This is a genomic window from Micrococcaceae bacterium Sec5.7 (assembly GCA_039636785.1).
In the GTDB taxonomy this organism is placed as follows: Bacteria; Actinomycetota; Actinomycetes; order Actinomycetales; family Micrococcaceae; genus Arthrobacter.
The window spans coordinates 3509523-3524521 of record CP144169.1 but is presented as its reverse complement, the minus strand read 5'-3'; the positions used below and the strand labels follow the sequence as shown (position 1 = coordinate 3524521).

Sequence of the window (14999 nt, the reverse complement as noted above, 5' to 3'; positions counted from 1 at the left end):
CTTACCCGACAGCGACGGCGGTGGCGAGAACAGGCGTGGCGAACTGCGGTTCTGCTGCGGGAGACTCTGACTTTGCTGGCGTGTCCAGTTCCCGGTTGAAACAGCGCTGGAAATATTCGGCGATGATCGGCTGTTCAGCCTCATCGCATTTATTGACGAATGACAGCTTGAAAGCCTTGCCCGGGTCACCGAAGATCTCGATGTTCTCTGCCCAGGTGATGACGGTTCGCGGGGACATCAGCGTGGACAGGTCCCCCACGCGGAAGCCTTCGCGGGTCAGCTGGGCCACGGCAACCATCGATGCCACCAGTCGCCGCCCGGCCGGGTGGTCCATTTCCGGCACCCGCGCCAGCACAATCCCGATCTCGTCCTGGGCCGGCGGATGGTTCAGGGCCGCCACGATGTTCCAGCGGTCGATCTGGGCATGGTTGAGCCGCTGGACACCGTGGTACATCCCGTTAAGGTTGCCCAGTCCCACCGTGTTGGCGGTGGCAAAGAGACGGAATCCGGGGTGCACATCAAGGACCCTGTTCTGGTCGAGCAACGTCAGCTTGCCGTCCCGCTCCAGGAGCCGCTGGATCACGAACATCACATCCGGACGGCCGGCGTCGTACTCATCCAGGATCAGCGCCACGGGCCGCTGGATGGCCCACGGGACAATCCCTTCCTGAAACTCGGTGACCTGTTTGCCGTCCTTGATGACCACGGTGTCCCGCCCCACCAGATCCAGCCTGCTGATGTGGCCGTCAAGGTTGACGCGCACGCAGGGCCAGTTCAGCCGTGCCGCCACCTGCTCAATGTGAGTGGATTTTCCTGTCCCGTGTAGCCCCTGGAGCAGCATCCGCCGGTTTCGGGTGAAGGCCGCCAGGATGGCCAGCGTGACGTCGTGATTGAACCTGTAAGCCGGGTCCACCTCGGGGACATGCTCCTCAGCTTCCCTGAAAGCCGCCACCATCAGGTCCGAGTCGAGGTTGAATGTATCCCGGACGGAGACCATGTGGTCCGGCATCAGCCGCGTCAGCTGGTCCACAGCTCGTCCTCCGACCCGTCAGTTGCGCCGCCGTCGTCGCTCTTGCCGCCACCGGACTCGGCTTCAATCTTGCCGATCGCCGCGGCCGCACGCTGAAGTGCGGGCAGTAGTTTCAGGCCCTTCTCCGGTGTGAGCCGCATGACGGGCGCCTGTACGGCGACACAGAGATTGGAGACTGCATTCGTCGTGGGGACCAGCACGGCGACGCAGACCAGTCCCGGAAGGAATTCTTCGTCGTCGATCGCATAGCCGTCCCGGCGGACGCGCTGAAGTTCCTCCTCGATCAGTTCAGGGTCTGTCACCGTTTTGTTCGTATGGCGTTCCAGCGGAGCGGCCGCAATGAGGCGCTTCCGCTGGGCCGGGCTGAGCTGGGAGAGGATCATTTTGCCGCTGGCCGAACAATGGACCGGAACTCTGGATCCGGGCTGGAGCGTGATGCGCAGCGGTTCGGACGTTTCAATGCGGTCCAGGTACACCACCTCGCTGCCGGATACCGCGGTCACGTTGCAGCTCTCGCCCAGTTCCGTGACCAGATTGCGCAGCACCGCGTGCCGTGCCCCGTGGTGCATGTCATTGATCAGCAGGTCCTCGGCCATGCGCCGGAGGCGGACCCCGGTACCGTAGTGCCGGCCGTTATTCTCCCGGATCAGCAGGCCGGAGCCTTCCAGCTGTTGCAGCATGCGGTGAAGTGTGGGCTTGGGCGTGCCAGTTTCCTCAACCAGGCCCTGAAGCGTGAAGAGCTGGTCCTTGGTGGCAATCAGTTCCAGCAGGGAGAACAGCCGCATGGTGGGAGTATCCCCGACCAGCTCTGTTGACGACCGCCCGTGCGGGTCACTGAGCCTGTGAATCTCAGCCATTTGTTGTCCTCCACCTCATCAAGCCGCACTGCATCCGGCATCCTGCGTTCAAATATATCGTACGGGAGGTTCCAAATATTTGAAATAGCCGTTGACCTGCTCGTCTTTTTGCCATAATCTCGGCGTTAGTACCAAAACAGGAACGTATTGTTCCACTTTTTATATTCCTAGCTTATCTGGGCGAAGTCCCGGAGGAGGAGCAGCCACCATGAACCAGCACACAGTCGAGGACACCGTCGAAATTTCAGATGTCGCCAACGGCGGCACGCAAGAGGCACCCGCCGCAAACGACGCACCGGTCCAGAAGGCGCCGGCCAAGGCAGCACGGGCTGTAGTCAAGGGCGTGCAGAAGATGACGCCGTCGGAGGCTTTCGTGGAGACGCTGGTCGCCAACGACGTCACCGACATGTTCGGCATCATGGGTTCGGCATTCATGGACGCGATGGACATCTTCGCGCCCGCCGGCATCCGGCTGGTGCCTGTGGTGCACGAGCAGGGAGCCGCGCACATGGCCGACGGCTATGCCCGTGCCAGCGGACGCCATGGCGTGGTGATCGGCCAGAACGGTCCTGGTATCAGCAACTGCGTGACCGGCATTGCTGCCGCCTTCTGGGCACACAGCCCGGTGGTCATCGTGACGCCGGAGGCCGGTACCACCGGGATCGGGCTCGGCGGCTTCCAGGAGGCCAAGCAGCTGCCCATGTTCCAGGAATTCACCAAGTACCAGGGCCATGTGACGCACCCGGCCCGGATGGCCGAATACACCGCGCGTTGCTTTGACCGGGCGATGTCCGAAAACGGTCCCACCCAGCTGAACATCCCGCGTGACTACTTCTACGGCGAGATCACCACCGAGATCCCGGAGCCGCGCCGCGTGGACCGCGGTGCCGGCGGCACCAAGAGCCTGGATGAGGCAGCGGCGCTGCTCGCCACGGCCAAGTTCCCGGTCATCGTCTCCGGCGGCGGCGTGGTCATGGCCGACGGCGTCGACGAATGCAAGGCGCTCGCTGAGCGCCTTGGCGCGCCGGTGGTCAACAGCTACCAGCACAACGACTCCTTCCCGGCCAGCCACCCGCTCTGGGCCGGACCGCTTGGCTACCAGGGATCCAAGGCGGGCATGAAGCTCATCTCGCAGGCCGACGTCGTTATCGCTTTGGGTACCCGGCTGGGGCCCTTCGGTACCCTGCCGCAGTACGGCCAGGCGTACTGGCCCACCGAAGCCAAGATCATCCAGATCGATGCCGACCACACGATGCTCGGCCTGGTCAAGAAGATCAGCGTCGGCATCTGCGGCGATGCCAAGGCCGTTGCCATCGAACTGACCAAGCGGCTGGCGGACCAGAGGCTGGCCTGCGACGCCACCAAGGCCGAGCGGGCCGCCGCTATCAAGGCCGAGAAGGAAAGCTGGGAGCAGGAGCTGGGCGCCTGGACTCATGAAAAGGACGAGTACAGCCTGGACATGATCGAGGAGCAGAAGAACGAAGACGGCAACTGGCTGCACCCGCGCCAGGTGCTGCGCGAGCTGGAAAAGGCCATGCCCGAAAATGTCATGATCTCCACCGACATCGGCAACATCAACTCCGTGGCCCACAGCTACCTCCGCTTCGAAAAGCCGCGCAGCTTCTTCGCCCCGATGAGCTTCGGCAACTGCGGATACGCACTGCCCACCATCATCGGCGCCAAGGCCGCAGCCATGGACCGGCCCGCCGTTGCCTACGCCGGCGACGGAGCCTGGGCCATGAGCATGGGGGAGGTCCTTACCGCCGTCAGGCATGACATTCCGGTCACGGCCATTGTCTTCCGCAACCGGCAGTGGGGCGCGGAGAAGAAGAACCAGGTGGAGTTCTACAACCGCCGCTTCGTGGCCGGTGAGCTCGACAACGAGAACGAGAGCTTCGCCGCCATGGCCCAGACCATGGGCGCCGAAGGCATCGTCGTGGACCAGCTGGAGGAGGTTGGGCCCGCACTCAAACGCGCCTTCGCCGCCCAGATGGATGAGGGCAAGACCACCGTCATCGAGATCATGTGCACCCGTGAGCTGGGCGATCCCTTCCGCCGCGACGCACTGGCCAAGCCGATCCGCCTGCTGGAAAAGTACAAGGACTACGTCTAGACAGAACGCTGGGAAGCACGTCCAGACAGGACAGCGCTACCTGCGGCAATGCTCCCCGGACCGAAGGGTCCGGGGAGCATTGCTGTCCCGCCGCGGAGATCAGTGCTGCCTGGCCGACTGGTCGCCTGGCTGCCGGGGCTACCCCTCGGCGAGCAGAGTCCGCGCTACGTCGCCCACTATCGCCAGGCCCTCCGCTATGGAGCGGGTAGGAATAGCGCCGAAGCCTATCCGGAAGCAGTTCCGCGGCGCGTCCGGCTGGATGAAGTAAATATCGCCGCGTTCAATCAGCACTCCACGCTGTTCGGCCCGGCGGACCAGTTCCTGGGCGTCAAGTTCTTTCGGTCCTTCCACCCAAAGGCTTACGCCGCCGGGCGGGTAGCTGCCCTGCTCCCATGGCAGATATTGTGCAGAGAGCTGGCTGACCATTTCCCAGCGCGTCTTCATCTGCCGGCGGTGCCGGCGCAAAGCACGGTGGTAGTCACCGCTGTCAATCATCAGGGCGAGCGCGCGCTGCATGTGCCCGGGCGGGTGGCGGACCTGGTAGCGCCGCACCCTTCGCAGCTCCTGGATCAGTTCCGCAGGTCCCACCAGGAAACCCAGCCGCAAACCCGGTGAAAGGAACTTGGAAAACGTTCCCAGGTACAGCACATCCCCCGTGGAATCGAGAGCCTTCAGTGCAGGGCTGGGGCTGCCTTCATAGCGGAATTCACTGTCGTAGTCGTCCTCGATGACCACTGTTTCGGAGGCAGCGGCGAGTTTGAGCAGACGGCGTCGGCGCTCCATGCTCAACGTGACGTTGGTCGGATGGTGGTGGCTGGGGGTGACATAGACCAGGGCCGTGCCGCTGAGCGTTTCAGGGAGGCAGAGGCCCGCCTGATCCACGTTGATCCCATATACCTGGGCGCCTGTGCGCAGGAAGATGTGGCGGGCGTCAAGGTAGCCGGGATTCTCGATGCCCACACGCTGGTGGGAGCCGAGCAGTGTCCTGGCCAGGAGGTCCAATCCCTGCTGGGACCCGATGGTGATCAGGATTTCGTCCGGCCCGGCCTCGATGCCGCGTGCCGGAAGTATCTGGCGCCGGATCATGTCGATCAGCATCGGATCATCGGCGCCAATGCTGTCCTGGAGGCTGGCGAAGCGATGGGGCTCGTACAGAGCCTCCCGAAGGCTTCGCACCCAGGCGGTTGCGGGAAAGCTGTGGACATCCACTTGGCCGGCTACAAAAGGGTACGGATACTTGTACCAGTCCGCCGTCTTCTCTACGTCCGGGACGCCCTCGTCAGCGTAGCGCCGCATCCTGGAGGACCAGTCGATCATCGAATCCGTTGCCGGCAGGTCAGCTTCCGCTGCGGCCAGCATCTCCGGATTCACAAAAATACCCCGGCGCTCGTGGCTGAGCACCAGGCCTTCCGTCAGCAGTTCCTGATACGCAAGATTAATGGTGTTGCGGGAAACCTTGAGTTCAGCAGCCAGTTCCCGGGAGCTGGGGAGCCTGCGGCGCGAATCGAAAATCCCGACGGCGATGCTGTGCTCGATGACGCGGCGGACTTGCCGGTAGAGCGGCTCACTGGAACTGCGGTCAATCTCGATGAGTGTCCGCGGCACGTTTCTCCTCCCGGGTTGCGAGTCAAAGTATCGGAACTGGAAGAGGCGGGGGAGTTCGCCAATGAACTCCCCCGCCAGGATCCTCTCTATTACTCTAGCGACGCGCCAAAGTTTCCGGTGAATCAATGACCTCGATGCCCAGTGCTGCACCCACGGCCGCGTTGGTGAGGCGCCCGCCGAGTGTACTCAGACCGGCCCGGAGGGCTGCGTTTTCAGCCACGGCCCGTTCCACGCCCTTGTCGGCGAGCTGCAGTACGTACGGCAGCGTCACGTTTGTCAGGGCATAAGTGGAGGTGTGGGGAACGGCGCCAGGCATGTTCGCCACGCAGTAGAAGACCGAACCGTGGACGCGGAATGTCGGTTCCTGATGCGTCGTAGGGCGTGAATCCTCGAAGCAGCCGCCCTGGTCGATGGCGATGTCAACCAGGACACTGCCGGGCTTCATTCGGGACACCAGCTCATTGGAGATGATCTTCGGCGCCTTGGCTCCGGGGACCAGCACGGCTCCAATGACCAGGTCCGCCTGGAGCACTTCCTGCTCGATGGCCAGCTGGTTAGCCGCAAGTGTGCGGACCCGCCCTTTGTACATCCGGTCCGCGGCGCGCAGCTTGTCCACGTTCTTGTCGAACAGCACCACGTCTGCCCACAAGCCGGCGGCCACAGCCACCGCGTTCATGCCGGACACACCGGCACCGATGATAACAACGCGGGCCGGTGCTACCCCGGAGACGCCGCCAATGAGCACACCACGGCCACCTTCGGGACGCGTCAGGCACTGCGCGCCCACCAGCGGGGCCAGCCTGCCTGCCACCTCGCTCATGGGGAAAAGCAAGGGCAGGGAGCCGTCCTCGAGCTGGACAGTCTCATAGGCAATCGAGGTGCTGCCCGAGTCCAGCAGCGCCCTGGTGCAGGCCTCATCAGCGGCCAGGTGCAGGTACGTGAAAATTGTCAGATCCGGCCGCATCCGGTGGTATTCCGCGGCAATCGGCTCTTTGACCTTCAGCAAAAGATCTGCCGTGTCCCAGACCTCATCCGGTGTCTGGAGAATAGTGGCGCCTGCCAGTGTGAAGGCGTCATCGGAGATGGACGAACCCTCGCCTGCGCCAGCTTCAATGAACACGTCGTGCCCGTGGGCAACCAGCTCATTGACTCCGGCAGGGGTGACCGCCACCCGGTATTCGTGGGACTTGATTTCTTTCGGGATGCCGATTTTCATGCGTGACCTCCGTGTGATTGATGCGTGATCTCAATACGTCCGCCGTGCGGGCTGCGCAGCATTAACGAAGTATGGGCCGGAGGCCAATGGGTCCAGAAGATCCAGAAGAGTGCCGGTGCATGGGTCCAAACTGGACCCCTCAGTTGCGCCTCGTTTGGCCCTGATGCCCACGGTGAACCCCGGCCTAGGCTTCGATCATAGCTATTCACCTCGAACAGAAGGAGATGGTCATGGACGCCACCACACTCCGGGCCCAGGCCCGGCGACACCTCGGACCCCACTTCACCCGCAAGGACACCTGGGACAGCGAGTTCCCCATTTTTGTCCGCGGGGAAGGAAGCTACCTCATCGATATCGAGGGGGACCGTTATCTGGACGGCCTGGCAGGACTTTTCTGCGTCAATATGGGCCACGGGCGCTCCGATATCGCCAAGGCGGCCAGCGAGCAGATCAGCACCCTGGCGTACGCCTCCAACTGGGGATCGGCGCATCCGCCGGCCATCGAGGCCGCCGCACTAATCGCGGAGCTGGCCCCCGGCGACCTTGGTACCACTTTCTTCGTTAACTCCGGCTCAGAGGCCGTGGAGACCGCGCTGAAGTTTGCCCGCCAGTACTTCCGCAGCCAGGGACAGCCGCAACGGACCAAGGTCATCAGCCGTGACATGGCCTACCACGGCACCACCATGGGCGCGCTCTCGATCACCCAGCTGCCCAAGATCAAGGATCCGTTCGGCGAGCTCCTTCCGGGAATCCGCAGCGTTCCGAATACGCTCGGCTTCACCGGAGACTGCGGTCCGGTCACCGAGCTGGACTGCTTCCGGGCCATTGAACGGGTGGTTCTTGAAGAGGGCCCCGAAACCATTGCGGCCATCTTTGCCGAGCCGGTCCAGAACGGCCGGGGAGCCCTGGTGGCACCGGACGGCTACTGGCCCGCGCTGCGCGCACTCTGTGACAAATACGGGATCCTGCTGGTTTCCGATGAGGTCATTTGCTCGTTCGGCCGGCTCGGGCACTTCTTCGGCTACGGCGTGACAGGCGTCGTTCCGGACATGGTCACCTTCGCCAAGGGCTCCACCTCCGGATATGCGCCGCTGGGCGGAATGATCGTCCGGGAGAAACTGGTCCAGGAACTGTTCAATTCTTCCAAGGGTGGCGTCTTCACCCATGGCGCCACCTGGGGTGGGCACCCGGTTTCCACCGCAGTTGCGGCCGCCAACATCACAGCCATGCGCGACGAAAACGTGCTTGGCAACGTCCAGGAACAGGGTCCGAAGATCATGGAGGCCCTGGAATCATTGAAGGGCTCGCACCGCTGCGTCAAGGCAGTCCGGGGTATGGGCTTCTTCTATGCGATCGAGCTCATGGCGGACAGTTTCAGCGGCCGGGAACTGACCGACGCGGAATCGATGACGGTATTGCGTGAAGTGCTGCCGGAGTCCTTCAAGCGGACCAAGGTGATCCTGCGCGGGGATGACCGCGGCGCGACCATGATCATGATCTCCCCTCCGTTGGTGGCGGACGCCGATGTGCTGTCCGAGCTGCTGCACGGCGTGGACGGAATGCTCAACGACGTCGAAAAGGCCATCCAGCCCTAAGCCGCCACTTCCGGTTTTACCCCTGCGGAGATCTCCCTCGTGGCGGCCTCCGCAGGGCTCGATTTGAGAGGTGGAGCCATGGCGACCGCGATCATTGACAGGCGGGGACCGCAGGCAGCGCGGCCGGCGGGCAGCCCGGTGTTTGAACGCTGGCGCCAGGAGCTGTCCGGCCGCGGGCGGGTGGTCGGATTTGCCGACGGCGAGGACCAACGCGCCGTTCGCGCCGCCAGCACGCTGGCGGCCGAGGGGATTCTCAGCCCCAGGCTGATCGGCAGGAGTGCCGAAATCCGTCAGATCGCAGCGGATCTGGGCTGTGGGCTGCCCGACGGCACCATTGTCGATGTCGAGGCGCTTGCCCGTGACAGCACCATCAGCTCCCTGATCGGGGAGGCCTATGCCCGGAAGCCCGAGCAATTGGCACAGGCACGGCAGGAGCCCGTGCATATAGCCGCGGCTGCATTGCGGGCCGGGTATGTTGATGCCTGCGTCGCCGGAGCGGGAAGCCCCACGGCACTGGTGCTGCGGGCGGCGCTGCGGGTGGTGCGGCTGGCTCCTGACTGCACCACCTTGAGCAGTTCCTTCCTGATGCTCCTGCCCGACGGAAGAGAGCTGACGTTCGGTGATTGCGCCGTCGTTCCTGACCCTTCAGCCGAACAGCTGGCGGACATAGCCGGATCGGCAGCTGCCATGCACCAGGCCCTGACTGGGCAGGTCCCGAAAGTGGCCATGCTGTCCTTCAGCACCCGGGGCAGCGCCATTCATCCACACGTGGACAAGGTCAGAGCCGCGATGGAGATCCTGCGAACCCGTCATCCGCTGCTCCGGGCGGACGGCGAGATGCAGTTTGATGCTGCCCTGGTGCCTCAGATCGGGGAGTCGAAGGCGCCCGGCTCGGACGTCGCAGGCCTGGCAAATGTCCTGGTTTTTCCCACTCTGGATGCAGGAAACATCGGCTATAAAATCACCGAGCGCCTGGGCGGGGCGGTCGCGGTGGGCCCCATTCTGCAGGGCCTCGCCGCACCGTTGAACGATCTGTCCCGGGGCTGCAGCGCGGAGGACATTGTCTCCGTCGGCCTATTGAGCGCCATCCAGTCGCTTTCGCCCGCGGAGGCCTGAGCGTCCTGCCTCGGCGGACGGCCCAGGAGACCGGCCGCCGTCCCGATACCTGCTGCCTCGAAAGAAAGGAGATCCTCACCAGAGCCGGGCGCATGCCGCCTCCGGGAGGATCGTAGACAAACATGACACAAGAAGTTGCCACACCCGCAAGAAACGGACGGCAGGATGCACTTCTTCCCAGGGGCCTGCGGAATAATCGGCTGCCGGGGTTGGCGGCGGCCGCGGCCGCCGTCGCCGTCGCCTGGCTGATCCATTCGGCCGTCCCGGTGTTGCCTTTCCTCACGGTGGCCGTGATTCTGGGTATTCTTTCCGCAAATCTTCCCGGGATCAGTTCCGTCGTCGAAGGAGTCCTGCAGCCCGGGCTGGTTCTTTCCGCCAAGCGCTTCATGCGCCTCGGAATCGTGCTTCTTGGCCTCAAACTCAGCCTCATCGATGTGGCTGCGCTGGGCTGGAAGACGCTGGGGATCGTGGTTGGCATTGTGCTGCTGACTTTTGTGGGGACACTGGCTTTGGGCAGGGTGCTCAAACTTCCGGGCGACCAGCCCCTGCTGCTCGCCGCAGGCTTTTCCATCTGCGGTGCCTCCGCCATCGGGGCAGTGAGCGGGGTCACCAAGACCGACCACCGCGACACCGTTGTGCCGATCGCCCTCGTGACCCTGTGCGGAACGCTGGCCATCGCGGCTCTTCCCGCACTGAAAGGGCCGCTTGGCCTGGACACCGTGCAGTTCGGGCACTGGGTGGGAGCCAGCGTCCACGATGTGGGGCAGGTGGTGGCAACGGCGCAGACGGCTGGTGCGGCGGCCCTTGCCGGGGCGCTGATCATCAAGCTCACCCGCGTACTGATGCTTGCGCCGATGGTAACGGGGGCAGCGCTGGTGGACCGCTACCGCCGCCGGAGGGCGGCAAACGGCGCTGACGTTACCGGGATTAAGCTCCCGCCGCTGATCCCGCTCTTCGTGGCCGGATTCATGGCGATGATCGTTCTGCGTACGCTTGGATTCCTGCCGCCGGTTGTCCTCGAAGTTGCCGGCACCGTCCAGGATCTGCTGCTGGCCGCGGCACTTTACGGGCTTGGGGCGTCGGTGCAGGTAAGGTCCCTGCTCCAGACCAGTGGAAAGGCCATCATCGCGGCGATGCTCTCCTGGGGCCTCATAGCGGCGCTGGCCTTCGTCGGCGTGCAATTCATCTAGGAGTACAACACCATGACCACCACGGAACTCATGATTTCGGCGCTGATTGTTGCCGCCGCCGTGGTGGCACAGGCCAGCACGGGTTCCGGCTTCGGCATATTCGCCTCACCACTGCTGCTGATGATCAGTCCGGACCTGGTGCCTGGCCCGCTGTTGGTTGTCACCCCGGTGGTCATGCTGCTTGTCACCTGGCAGAACCGGAGCGGACTGCGGCACCTGGACCTCAACACGGCACTGGCCGGATGCGTGCCCGGTGCTGTCGCCGGACTTTTGGTGTTGCCCCTGTTGGATGCGAAATGGACGGGAGTCATCGTCGGGGGACTGGTGGTGCTCAGCGTGCTCGCCGGACTGGCGAAATTCCACGTACCGCAGAACCGGTTTTCCCTATTCACCGCCGGCGTACTTGGCGGCGTGCTGGGAATGGTTGCCGCGACGTCGGGTCCGCCGCTCGTGGTGGTCTACCGCAACCTGGATCCGCACCGGTACCGTGCCAACCTCTCGCTGTTTTTTCTCATCTCATCTGTGGTGGCACTCGTTGCGTCGATTGCTGTCGGTTCGTTCGGTACGTCAGAGCTGGTGGCCTCCAGCTGGTTGCTGCCGGGTGTTGTCTTCGGTGCGCTGGCTTCGAGGCCGGTGGTGAAGCGGCTTTCCGCCTCCGCAATCCGTCCCGCGGCTCTGGGGCTTTGCCTCGTGGCCGGCGTGAGCCTCGTTATCAAAGGAAGCCTTGCCTGACGGCTTGACTGACGGCTTGCCCGGGGATTCCTAGGGGGTATCGACGCCGGACGGGGCCGGTTCTGAATCCAGGCCGGGCGCACCGGCTGGCAGACGCTTCAGCCCCGCAGCGCACCCCACAATTCCCGCGATGAACATCAGCTTCAGCGGGCTGGCAGGTTCGACGCCGGTGAGCATCGCCCAGCCCACGGTCAGGGCCGCGCCGATCCCCACCCAGACGGCGTAGCCGGTGCCGAGGGGGATGCGCTTCACGGCGAGTCCGAGACTGAGCATGCTCGGTGTCGCCGTCACGGCGAAAACCGCGGTGGGCAGCGGACGGGTGAAGCCGTCGGACAGGCCCAATGCCGTCGCCCAGACGGCCTCGAGCACCGCGGAGGCCAGCAGGATCATCCAGCTGAAGCTTGGTTTGGCGAACATCACGCCACCACCTTCAGGCCGACCACGCAAGCGGCGATCCCGCCGAGCAGCAGAAGCCGCGCCGCCGTCGGGCGTTCAACTTTGGTGATGATGGCGTAGGCGGAGGTCAGCACAACGCCCACTCCCACCCACACCGCGTAAGCGGTGCCTGTGGGGATGGACTGCATCGCGACGGCGAGTCCGCCGGTGCTGGCCAGCACGGACACCAGGAAAAGCAGCGCCGGGAGCACCCGCTTGGAGCCCTTGGCTTGGAAAGTCCGGTGCAGCGCTGCGGCCCAGACGGCCTCGAGCGCCCCGGACAGAATAAGAATTAACCACGACATGACAGATCCCTTGGCCAGTCTTGTCGCGTGCCGGGTACTGAACCGTCGTCCGGAGGCTCCAGTCCGGAACCTTCATTTCAGGCTAGCAACGCCCGACGCCGGAGGCCACCTCTGGTGGTTAACCTCACCAGCGGTGGCCACGGACTCACGTGCCAAACAGACGGTGCCGGGCCTAGAGCGCTCCGCCGGCGGCCTCGGGTGCCGAGGAGTCACGCCCGCCGTTGCCAACGGTTTCCCGGGCGATGAAGTTCTCGATGTCGAACAGGTTGTCCGCCCGCTCGGCGATGTTCAGGAGCGTGGTCATGGAGGCGACTTCCTCCACCTGCTCCCTCAGGAACCAGAGCATGAACTGCTCGCCCAGGGCATCGTCCTCGGCACGGGCGGCGCGGAACAGGCTCTCGATGTTCTTGGTGACCTCTTTTTCCTGCTGGAGTGCTAGCGTCAGTGGTTCCGTCACGGAGGCGAAGTCGTTGCGGACGGCCGGGATGCCGGGAATGGTGACAGGCAGGTCGCGGTCCAGCATGTACTGGACCATCATCATGGCGTGGTTGCGTTCCTCCACGGACTGCCGGTAGAAGTAGCGCGCCAGCTGCGGGAGGTCCTGGTTGCCGAACCATGTTGCCACGGCAATGTACTGCTGTGAGGCTGCAAATTCGTTGGCAACCTGGGTGGTCAGAAGATCATTGAATTTAGGCGTCGTCATGGGCCCGAGTCTATGGTTTGTCCGGCACGACTGACCAGTGTGGAAAGGCTCAGGTAACGAAGGCGAGGCTAGCCTGTCACGTGGTCGATCGAGACCACGGCGAGGAATCCGCGGCCCAGGATTTCGGGGGAGTGAGTGTCCGTCCCGACGACGGCGTCATAGCGGTTCAGTGTCTCCGGCTCGCCGGGAGCCGGGGCTGCTTCCGTCGCTTCCGCAGCTCCTCCGGCAACGGCCGCGGCGGCGGGCGCGGCCTCCGTGGCCGGTTCGGCCCCGGGGCTGACCGAGGCCTGGCCCTGCAGCAGAATGCCGAGCTGTCCTTCGAACACCGGGTGCGCCCGCTTCTTGGAGAGCTCGATGATGGACGTATAGCCCTTGAACGCGCCGTTTCTGGTGATGACATTGAGATCGCGGATGTCGCCGGTGGGAAGTGCGCCGCTGGCTCCGGCGTCGCCGGAAAACTTGAAAGGACGGTACTTCTCCAGGGGGTGCTCGTCGCCGTCGACGGTCAGCAGGAGGAGCTCGCCGTCGATCACGGTCAGTACGCGGTCCATGCCCGGGAAAGCGGAGAAATCGCCGGCCTTGGTCACCTCGGCGATGCTCACCCGCCAGTCCCACGCGCCGTCCTGCGCGGAGGCCGCCTTGGGGTGGCTTGCCAGTTCACGCGTCACCCCGCCGCCATTGCGCCACGGTTCGGACCTGAGTTCTGCATAGCGGATGATCTCCATCTGCCCAGCCTAGCCGCGCACCTGCCCGACTTCAGCGCACATACGCTCGCCGCACGTAACGTCGGCACGGGAAGCCCGGTGTTGCTAACGTCAGGAGGAGCAAGACTGTCTGAAGGAGCTGGGATGTTCGTCAAAGTGTGCGGGCTGAGTACGCCCGAGTCTGTCCGTGAGGCTGTCGCTGCGGGCACGGACGCCGTCGGATTTGTCCTTACTCCCAGCCCGCGCGAGGTCTCTCCAGCGCGTGTTTTGGAGCTGCTTGCCCACGTTCCTGCGGGCACTGTTGCCGTCGGCGTTTTCCGCCACGAACCGGCCGCAGACGCCGTGACCATAGCGCGTGCTGCCGGCCTGAAGTGGATCCAGTTGCACGGCGACCGCCTGCCGGAGGACGTCAAAACAGCGCACGACGCCGGTATGAAGGTCATCAGGGCAGTCACCATGGGTGCCGCTCCGGAAGCGTTCGCAAGCCGGGGTGAGGAGCTCCTGCTGATCGACGCTGCCGTTCCGGGCTCAGGCGAAGCATGGGACTACGGCTCGGTGCGGGATAAAGGCCTCGAGGGCCGAAGCTGGCTCCTGGCTGGCGGACTCGATCCGGCGAACGTCGCTCAGGCAGCCGCGACAGCGGGTGCGTGGGGCGTTGACGTCTCCTCCGGCGTCGAAAGTTCCCGGGGTGTGAAGGACCTGGCGAAGGTCCGCGAATTCGTCACGGCCGCGAAAGCCTGAGCTGCCCGGGCCTGGCGGGCCTGTCAACCAACCCTTGACACCGGAATCACCAGGTGTCATATTTAACATATCAGTTAATTAGCGCAGGTGTTAAATACCAGGCTTTAGACTGGCGGTATCCCGGCGCATTTCATACGAATCCAACATGGTTCAGGAGTCAGAAAAAATGAGCACGGAGCAGGAAACTGAAACTTACACTCTGTCCATGGAGCGCGAATTTGATGCTCCCCGTGAACTGGTCTTCAACGCCTTTATGGACCCGGATCAGCTCGCTGCCTGGTTCGGCCCGGAAGGAGTGGACACACCCCGCGACCGGATCACCGTGGAGCCGCGGGTGGGCGGTAAATGGGATCTGGTGATGGTCTACGAGGAGGGCGGCGTCCACAAGGAATCGCCCATCATGTCGGTGATCCAGGAATACGATCCGCCCCGGTTGCTCGCGGCGTCCCAGCCGGAATCGGACCTGGGTGACGGGCAGCCCCACGTTATGGGGATGCGGCTCGAGTTCGAGGATCTCGGCGGCCGCACCTTGCTGACACTGACCCAGACCGGTTTCACGAACCAGGAACGGGTGGACATGACCCGCGAAGGCTGGGACAGCTCCTTCGCCATCCTGGACAAGGAGCTGACGGCGACCTCAGACACCGCCAGCTGAAT

15 protein-coding genes and 1 riboswitch are annotated in these 14999 nt (G+C 64.0%); of the genes, 7 read left to right on the top strand and 8 right to left on the bottom strand.

Annotation, left to right across the window (positions count from 1 at the left end; genetic code table 11):
• Position 1: 1 nt before the first annotated feature.
• The gene (locus V3C33_16875; GenBank protein ID XAS67106.1) at positions 2-1030 is read right to left on the bottom strand and encodes an AAA family ATPase; all 1029 of its coding nucleotides are present in this window, start codon (positions 1028-1030) and stop codon (positions 2-4) included.
• Positions 1018-1887: an IclR family transcriptional regulator gene (locus V3C33_16870; protein XAS67105.1), complete on the bottom strand. Its 870-nt coding sequence runs from the start codon at positions 1885-1887 to the stop codon at positions 1018-1020. The genes V3C33_16875 and V3C33_16870 overlap by 13 nt, the downstream gene beginning before the upstream one ends.
• Positions 1888-2095: 208 nt before the next feature.
• On the opposite strand from V3C33_16870, the gene xsc reads away from it, so the two are divergent.
• A complete protein-coding gene (xsc, locus tag V3C33_16865) occupies positions 2096-4000 on the top strand; it encodes a sulfoacetaldehyde acetyltransferase (protein XAS67104.1) in 1905 nt (634 codons plus the stop codon).
• Positions 4001-4138: 138 nt separating this feature from the next.
• On the opposite strand, the gene V3C33_16860 is transcribed toward xsc, so the two are convergent.
• Positions 4139-5605, bottom strand: a complete 1467-nt coding sequence (locus V3C33_16860; protein ID XAS67103.1) for a PLP-dependent aminotransferase family protein — start codon at positions 5603-5605, stop codon at positions 4139-4141.
• Between the two features lie 94 nt (positions 5606-5699).
• The gene (gene ald, locus V3C33_16855) at positions 5700-6821 is read right to left on the bottom strand and encodes an alanine dehydrogenase (protein XAS67102.1); all 1122 of its coding nucleotides are present in this window, start codon (positions 6819-6821) and stop codon (positions 5700-5702) included.
• A gap of 230 nt (positions 6822-7051) precedes the next feature.
• On the opposite strand from ald, the gene V3C33_16850 reads away from it, so the two are divergent.
• The 4 genes from V3C33_16850 (at position 7052) to V3C33_16835 (ending at position 11454) form a co-directional block, all read left to right on the top strand.
• A complete protein-coding gene (locus V3C33_16850) occupies positions 7052-8416 on the top strand; it encodes an aspartate aminotransferase family protein (GenBank protein XAS67101.1) in 1365 nt (454 codons plus the stop codon).
• A gap of 78 nt (positions 8417-8494) precedes the next feature.
• Positions 8495-9532, top strand: coding sequence for a phosphotransacetylase (locus tag V3C33_16845; protein XAS67100.1), 1038 nt, complete (start codon positions 8495-8497; stop codon positions 9530-9532).
• A gap of 122 nt (positions 9533-9654) precedes the next feature.
• On the top strand, positions 9655-10722 hold the full coding sequence (locus V3C33_16840; protein XAS67099.1) for a putative sulfate exporter family transporter: 1068 nt from the start codon (positions 9655-9657) through the stop codon (positions 10720-10722).
• Between the two features lie 12 nt (positions 10723-10734).
• Positions 10735-11454, top strand: coding sequence for a sulfite exporter TauE/SafE family protein (locus V3C33_16835; protein ID XAS67098.1), 720 nt, complete (start codon positions 10735-10737; stop codon positions 11452-11454).
• A 30-nt stretch (positions 11455-11484) separates the two neighbouring features.
• On the opposite strand, the gene V3C33_16830 is transcribed toward V3C33_16835, so the two are convergent.
• From V3C33_16830 to V3C33_16815, 4 genes are all read right to left on the bottom strand, one after another.
• A complete protein-coding gene (locus V3C33_16830; protein XAS67097.1) occupies positions 11485-11871 on the bottom strand; it encodes a multidrug efflux SMR transporter in 387 nt (128 codons plus the stop codon).
• A complete protein-coding gene (locus V3C33_16825) occupies positions 11871-12194 on the bottom strand; it encodes an SMR family transporter (protein ID XAS67096.1) in 324 nt (107 codons plus the stop codon). Before V3C33_16825 ends, V3C33_16830 begins: the two co-directional genes overlap by 1 nt.
• Positions 12195-12203: 9 nt before the next feature.
• Positions 12204-12269: riboswitch (guanidine-III (ykkC-III) riboswitch) on the bottom strand.
• Between the two features lie 97 nt (positions 12270-12366).
• Positions 12367-12897 (bottom strand): ferritin, encoded by a 531-nt coding sequence (locus V3C33_16820; GenBank protein XAS67095.1) that lies wholly within the window; start codon positions 12895-12897, stop codon positions 12367-12369.
• A 68-nt stretch (positions 12898-12965) separates the two neighbouring features.
• Complete coding sequence (locus V3C33_16815; protein XAS67094.1) at positions 12966-13622, bottom strand: HutD family protein; 657 nt, start codon at positions 13620-13622, stop codon at positions 12966-12968.
• Between the two features lie 123 nt (positions 13623-13745).
• Here V3C33_16815 and V3C33_16810 point away from each other — a divergent pair, with 123 nt between their 5' ends.
• Together V3C33_16810 and V3C33_16805 are read left to right on the top strand one after the other, a co-directional pair.
• Positions 13746-14342 (top strand): phosphoribosylanthranilate isomerase, encoded by a 597-nt coding sequence (locus tag V3C33_16810; GenBank protein ID XAS67093.1) that lies wholly within the window; start codon positions 13746-13748, stop codon positions 14340-14342.
• Positions 14343-14508: 166 nt separating this feature from the next.
• Complete coding sequence (locus tag V3C33_16805) at positions 14509-14997, top strand: SRPBCC domain-containing protein (GenBank protein ID XAS67092.1); 489 nt, start codon at positions 14509-14511, stop codon at positions 14995-14997.
• The last annotated feature ends 2 nt before the right edge of the window (positions 14998-14999 follow it).

What these genes read in the sequence shown, in the direction of transcription:
- V3C33_16870 (XAS67105.1), bottom strand. Translation starts at nt 1,887, where the DNA reads ATGGCTGAGATTCACAGGCTCAGTGACCCGCACGGGCGGTCGTCAACA.
- xsc (XAS67104.1), top strand. Translation starts at nt 2,096, where the DNA reads ATGAACCAGCACACAGTCGAGGACACCGTCGAAATTTCAGATGTCGCC.
- ald (XAS67102.1), bottom strand. Translation starts at nt 6,821, where the DNA reads ATGAAAATCGGCATCCCGAAAGAAATCAAGTCCCACGAATACCGGGTG.
- V3C33_16850 (XAS67101.1), top strand. Translation starts at nt 7,052, where the DNA reads ATGGACGCCACCACACTCCGGGCCCAGGCCCGGCGACACCTCGGACCC.
- V3C33_16845 (XAS67100.1), top strand. Translation starts at nt 8,495, where the DNA reads ATGGCGACCGCGATCATTGACAGGCGGGGACCGCAGGCAGCGCGGCCG.
- V3C33_16840 (XAS67099.1), top strand. Translation starts at nt 9,655, where the DNA reads ATGACACAAGAAGTTGCCACACCCGCAAGAAACGGACGGCAGGATGCA.
- V3C33_16835 (XAS67098.1), top strand. Translation starts at nt 10,735, where the DNA reads ATGACCACCACGGAACTCATGATTTCGGCGCTGATTGTTGCCGCCGCC.
- V3C33_16830 (XAS67097.1), bottom strand. Translation starts at nt 11,871, where the DNA reads ATGTTCGCCAAACCAAGCTTCAGCTGGATGATCCTGCTGGCCTCCGCG.
- V3C33_16825 (XAS67096.1), bottom strand. Translation starts at nt 12,194, where the DNA reads ATGTCGTGGTTAATTCTTATTCTGTCCGGGGCGCTCGAGGCCGTCTGG.
- V3C33_16820 (XAS67095.1), bottom strand. Translation starts at nt 12,897, where the DNA reads ATGACGACGCCTAAATTCAATGATCTTCTGACCACCCAGGTTGCCAAC.
- V3C33_16815 (XAS67094.1), bottom strand. Translation starts at nt 13,622, where the DNA reads ATGGAGATCATCCGCTATGCAGAACTCAGGTCCGAACCGTGGCGCAAT.
- V3C33_16810 (XAS67093.1), top strand. Translation starts at nt 13,746, where the DNA reads ATGTTCGTCAAAGTGTGCGGGCTGAGTACGCCCGAGTCTGTCCGTGAG.
- V3C33_16805 (XAS67092.1), top strand. Translation starts at nt 14,509, where the DNA reads ATGAGCACGGAGCAGGAAACTGAAACTTACACTCTGTCCATGGAGCGC.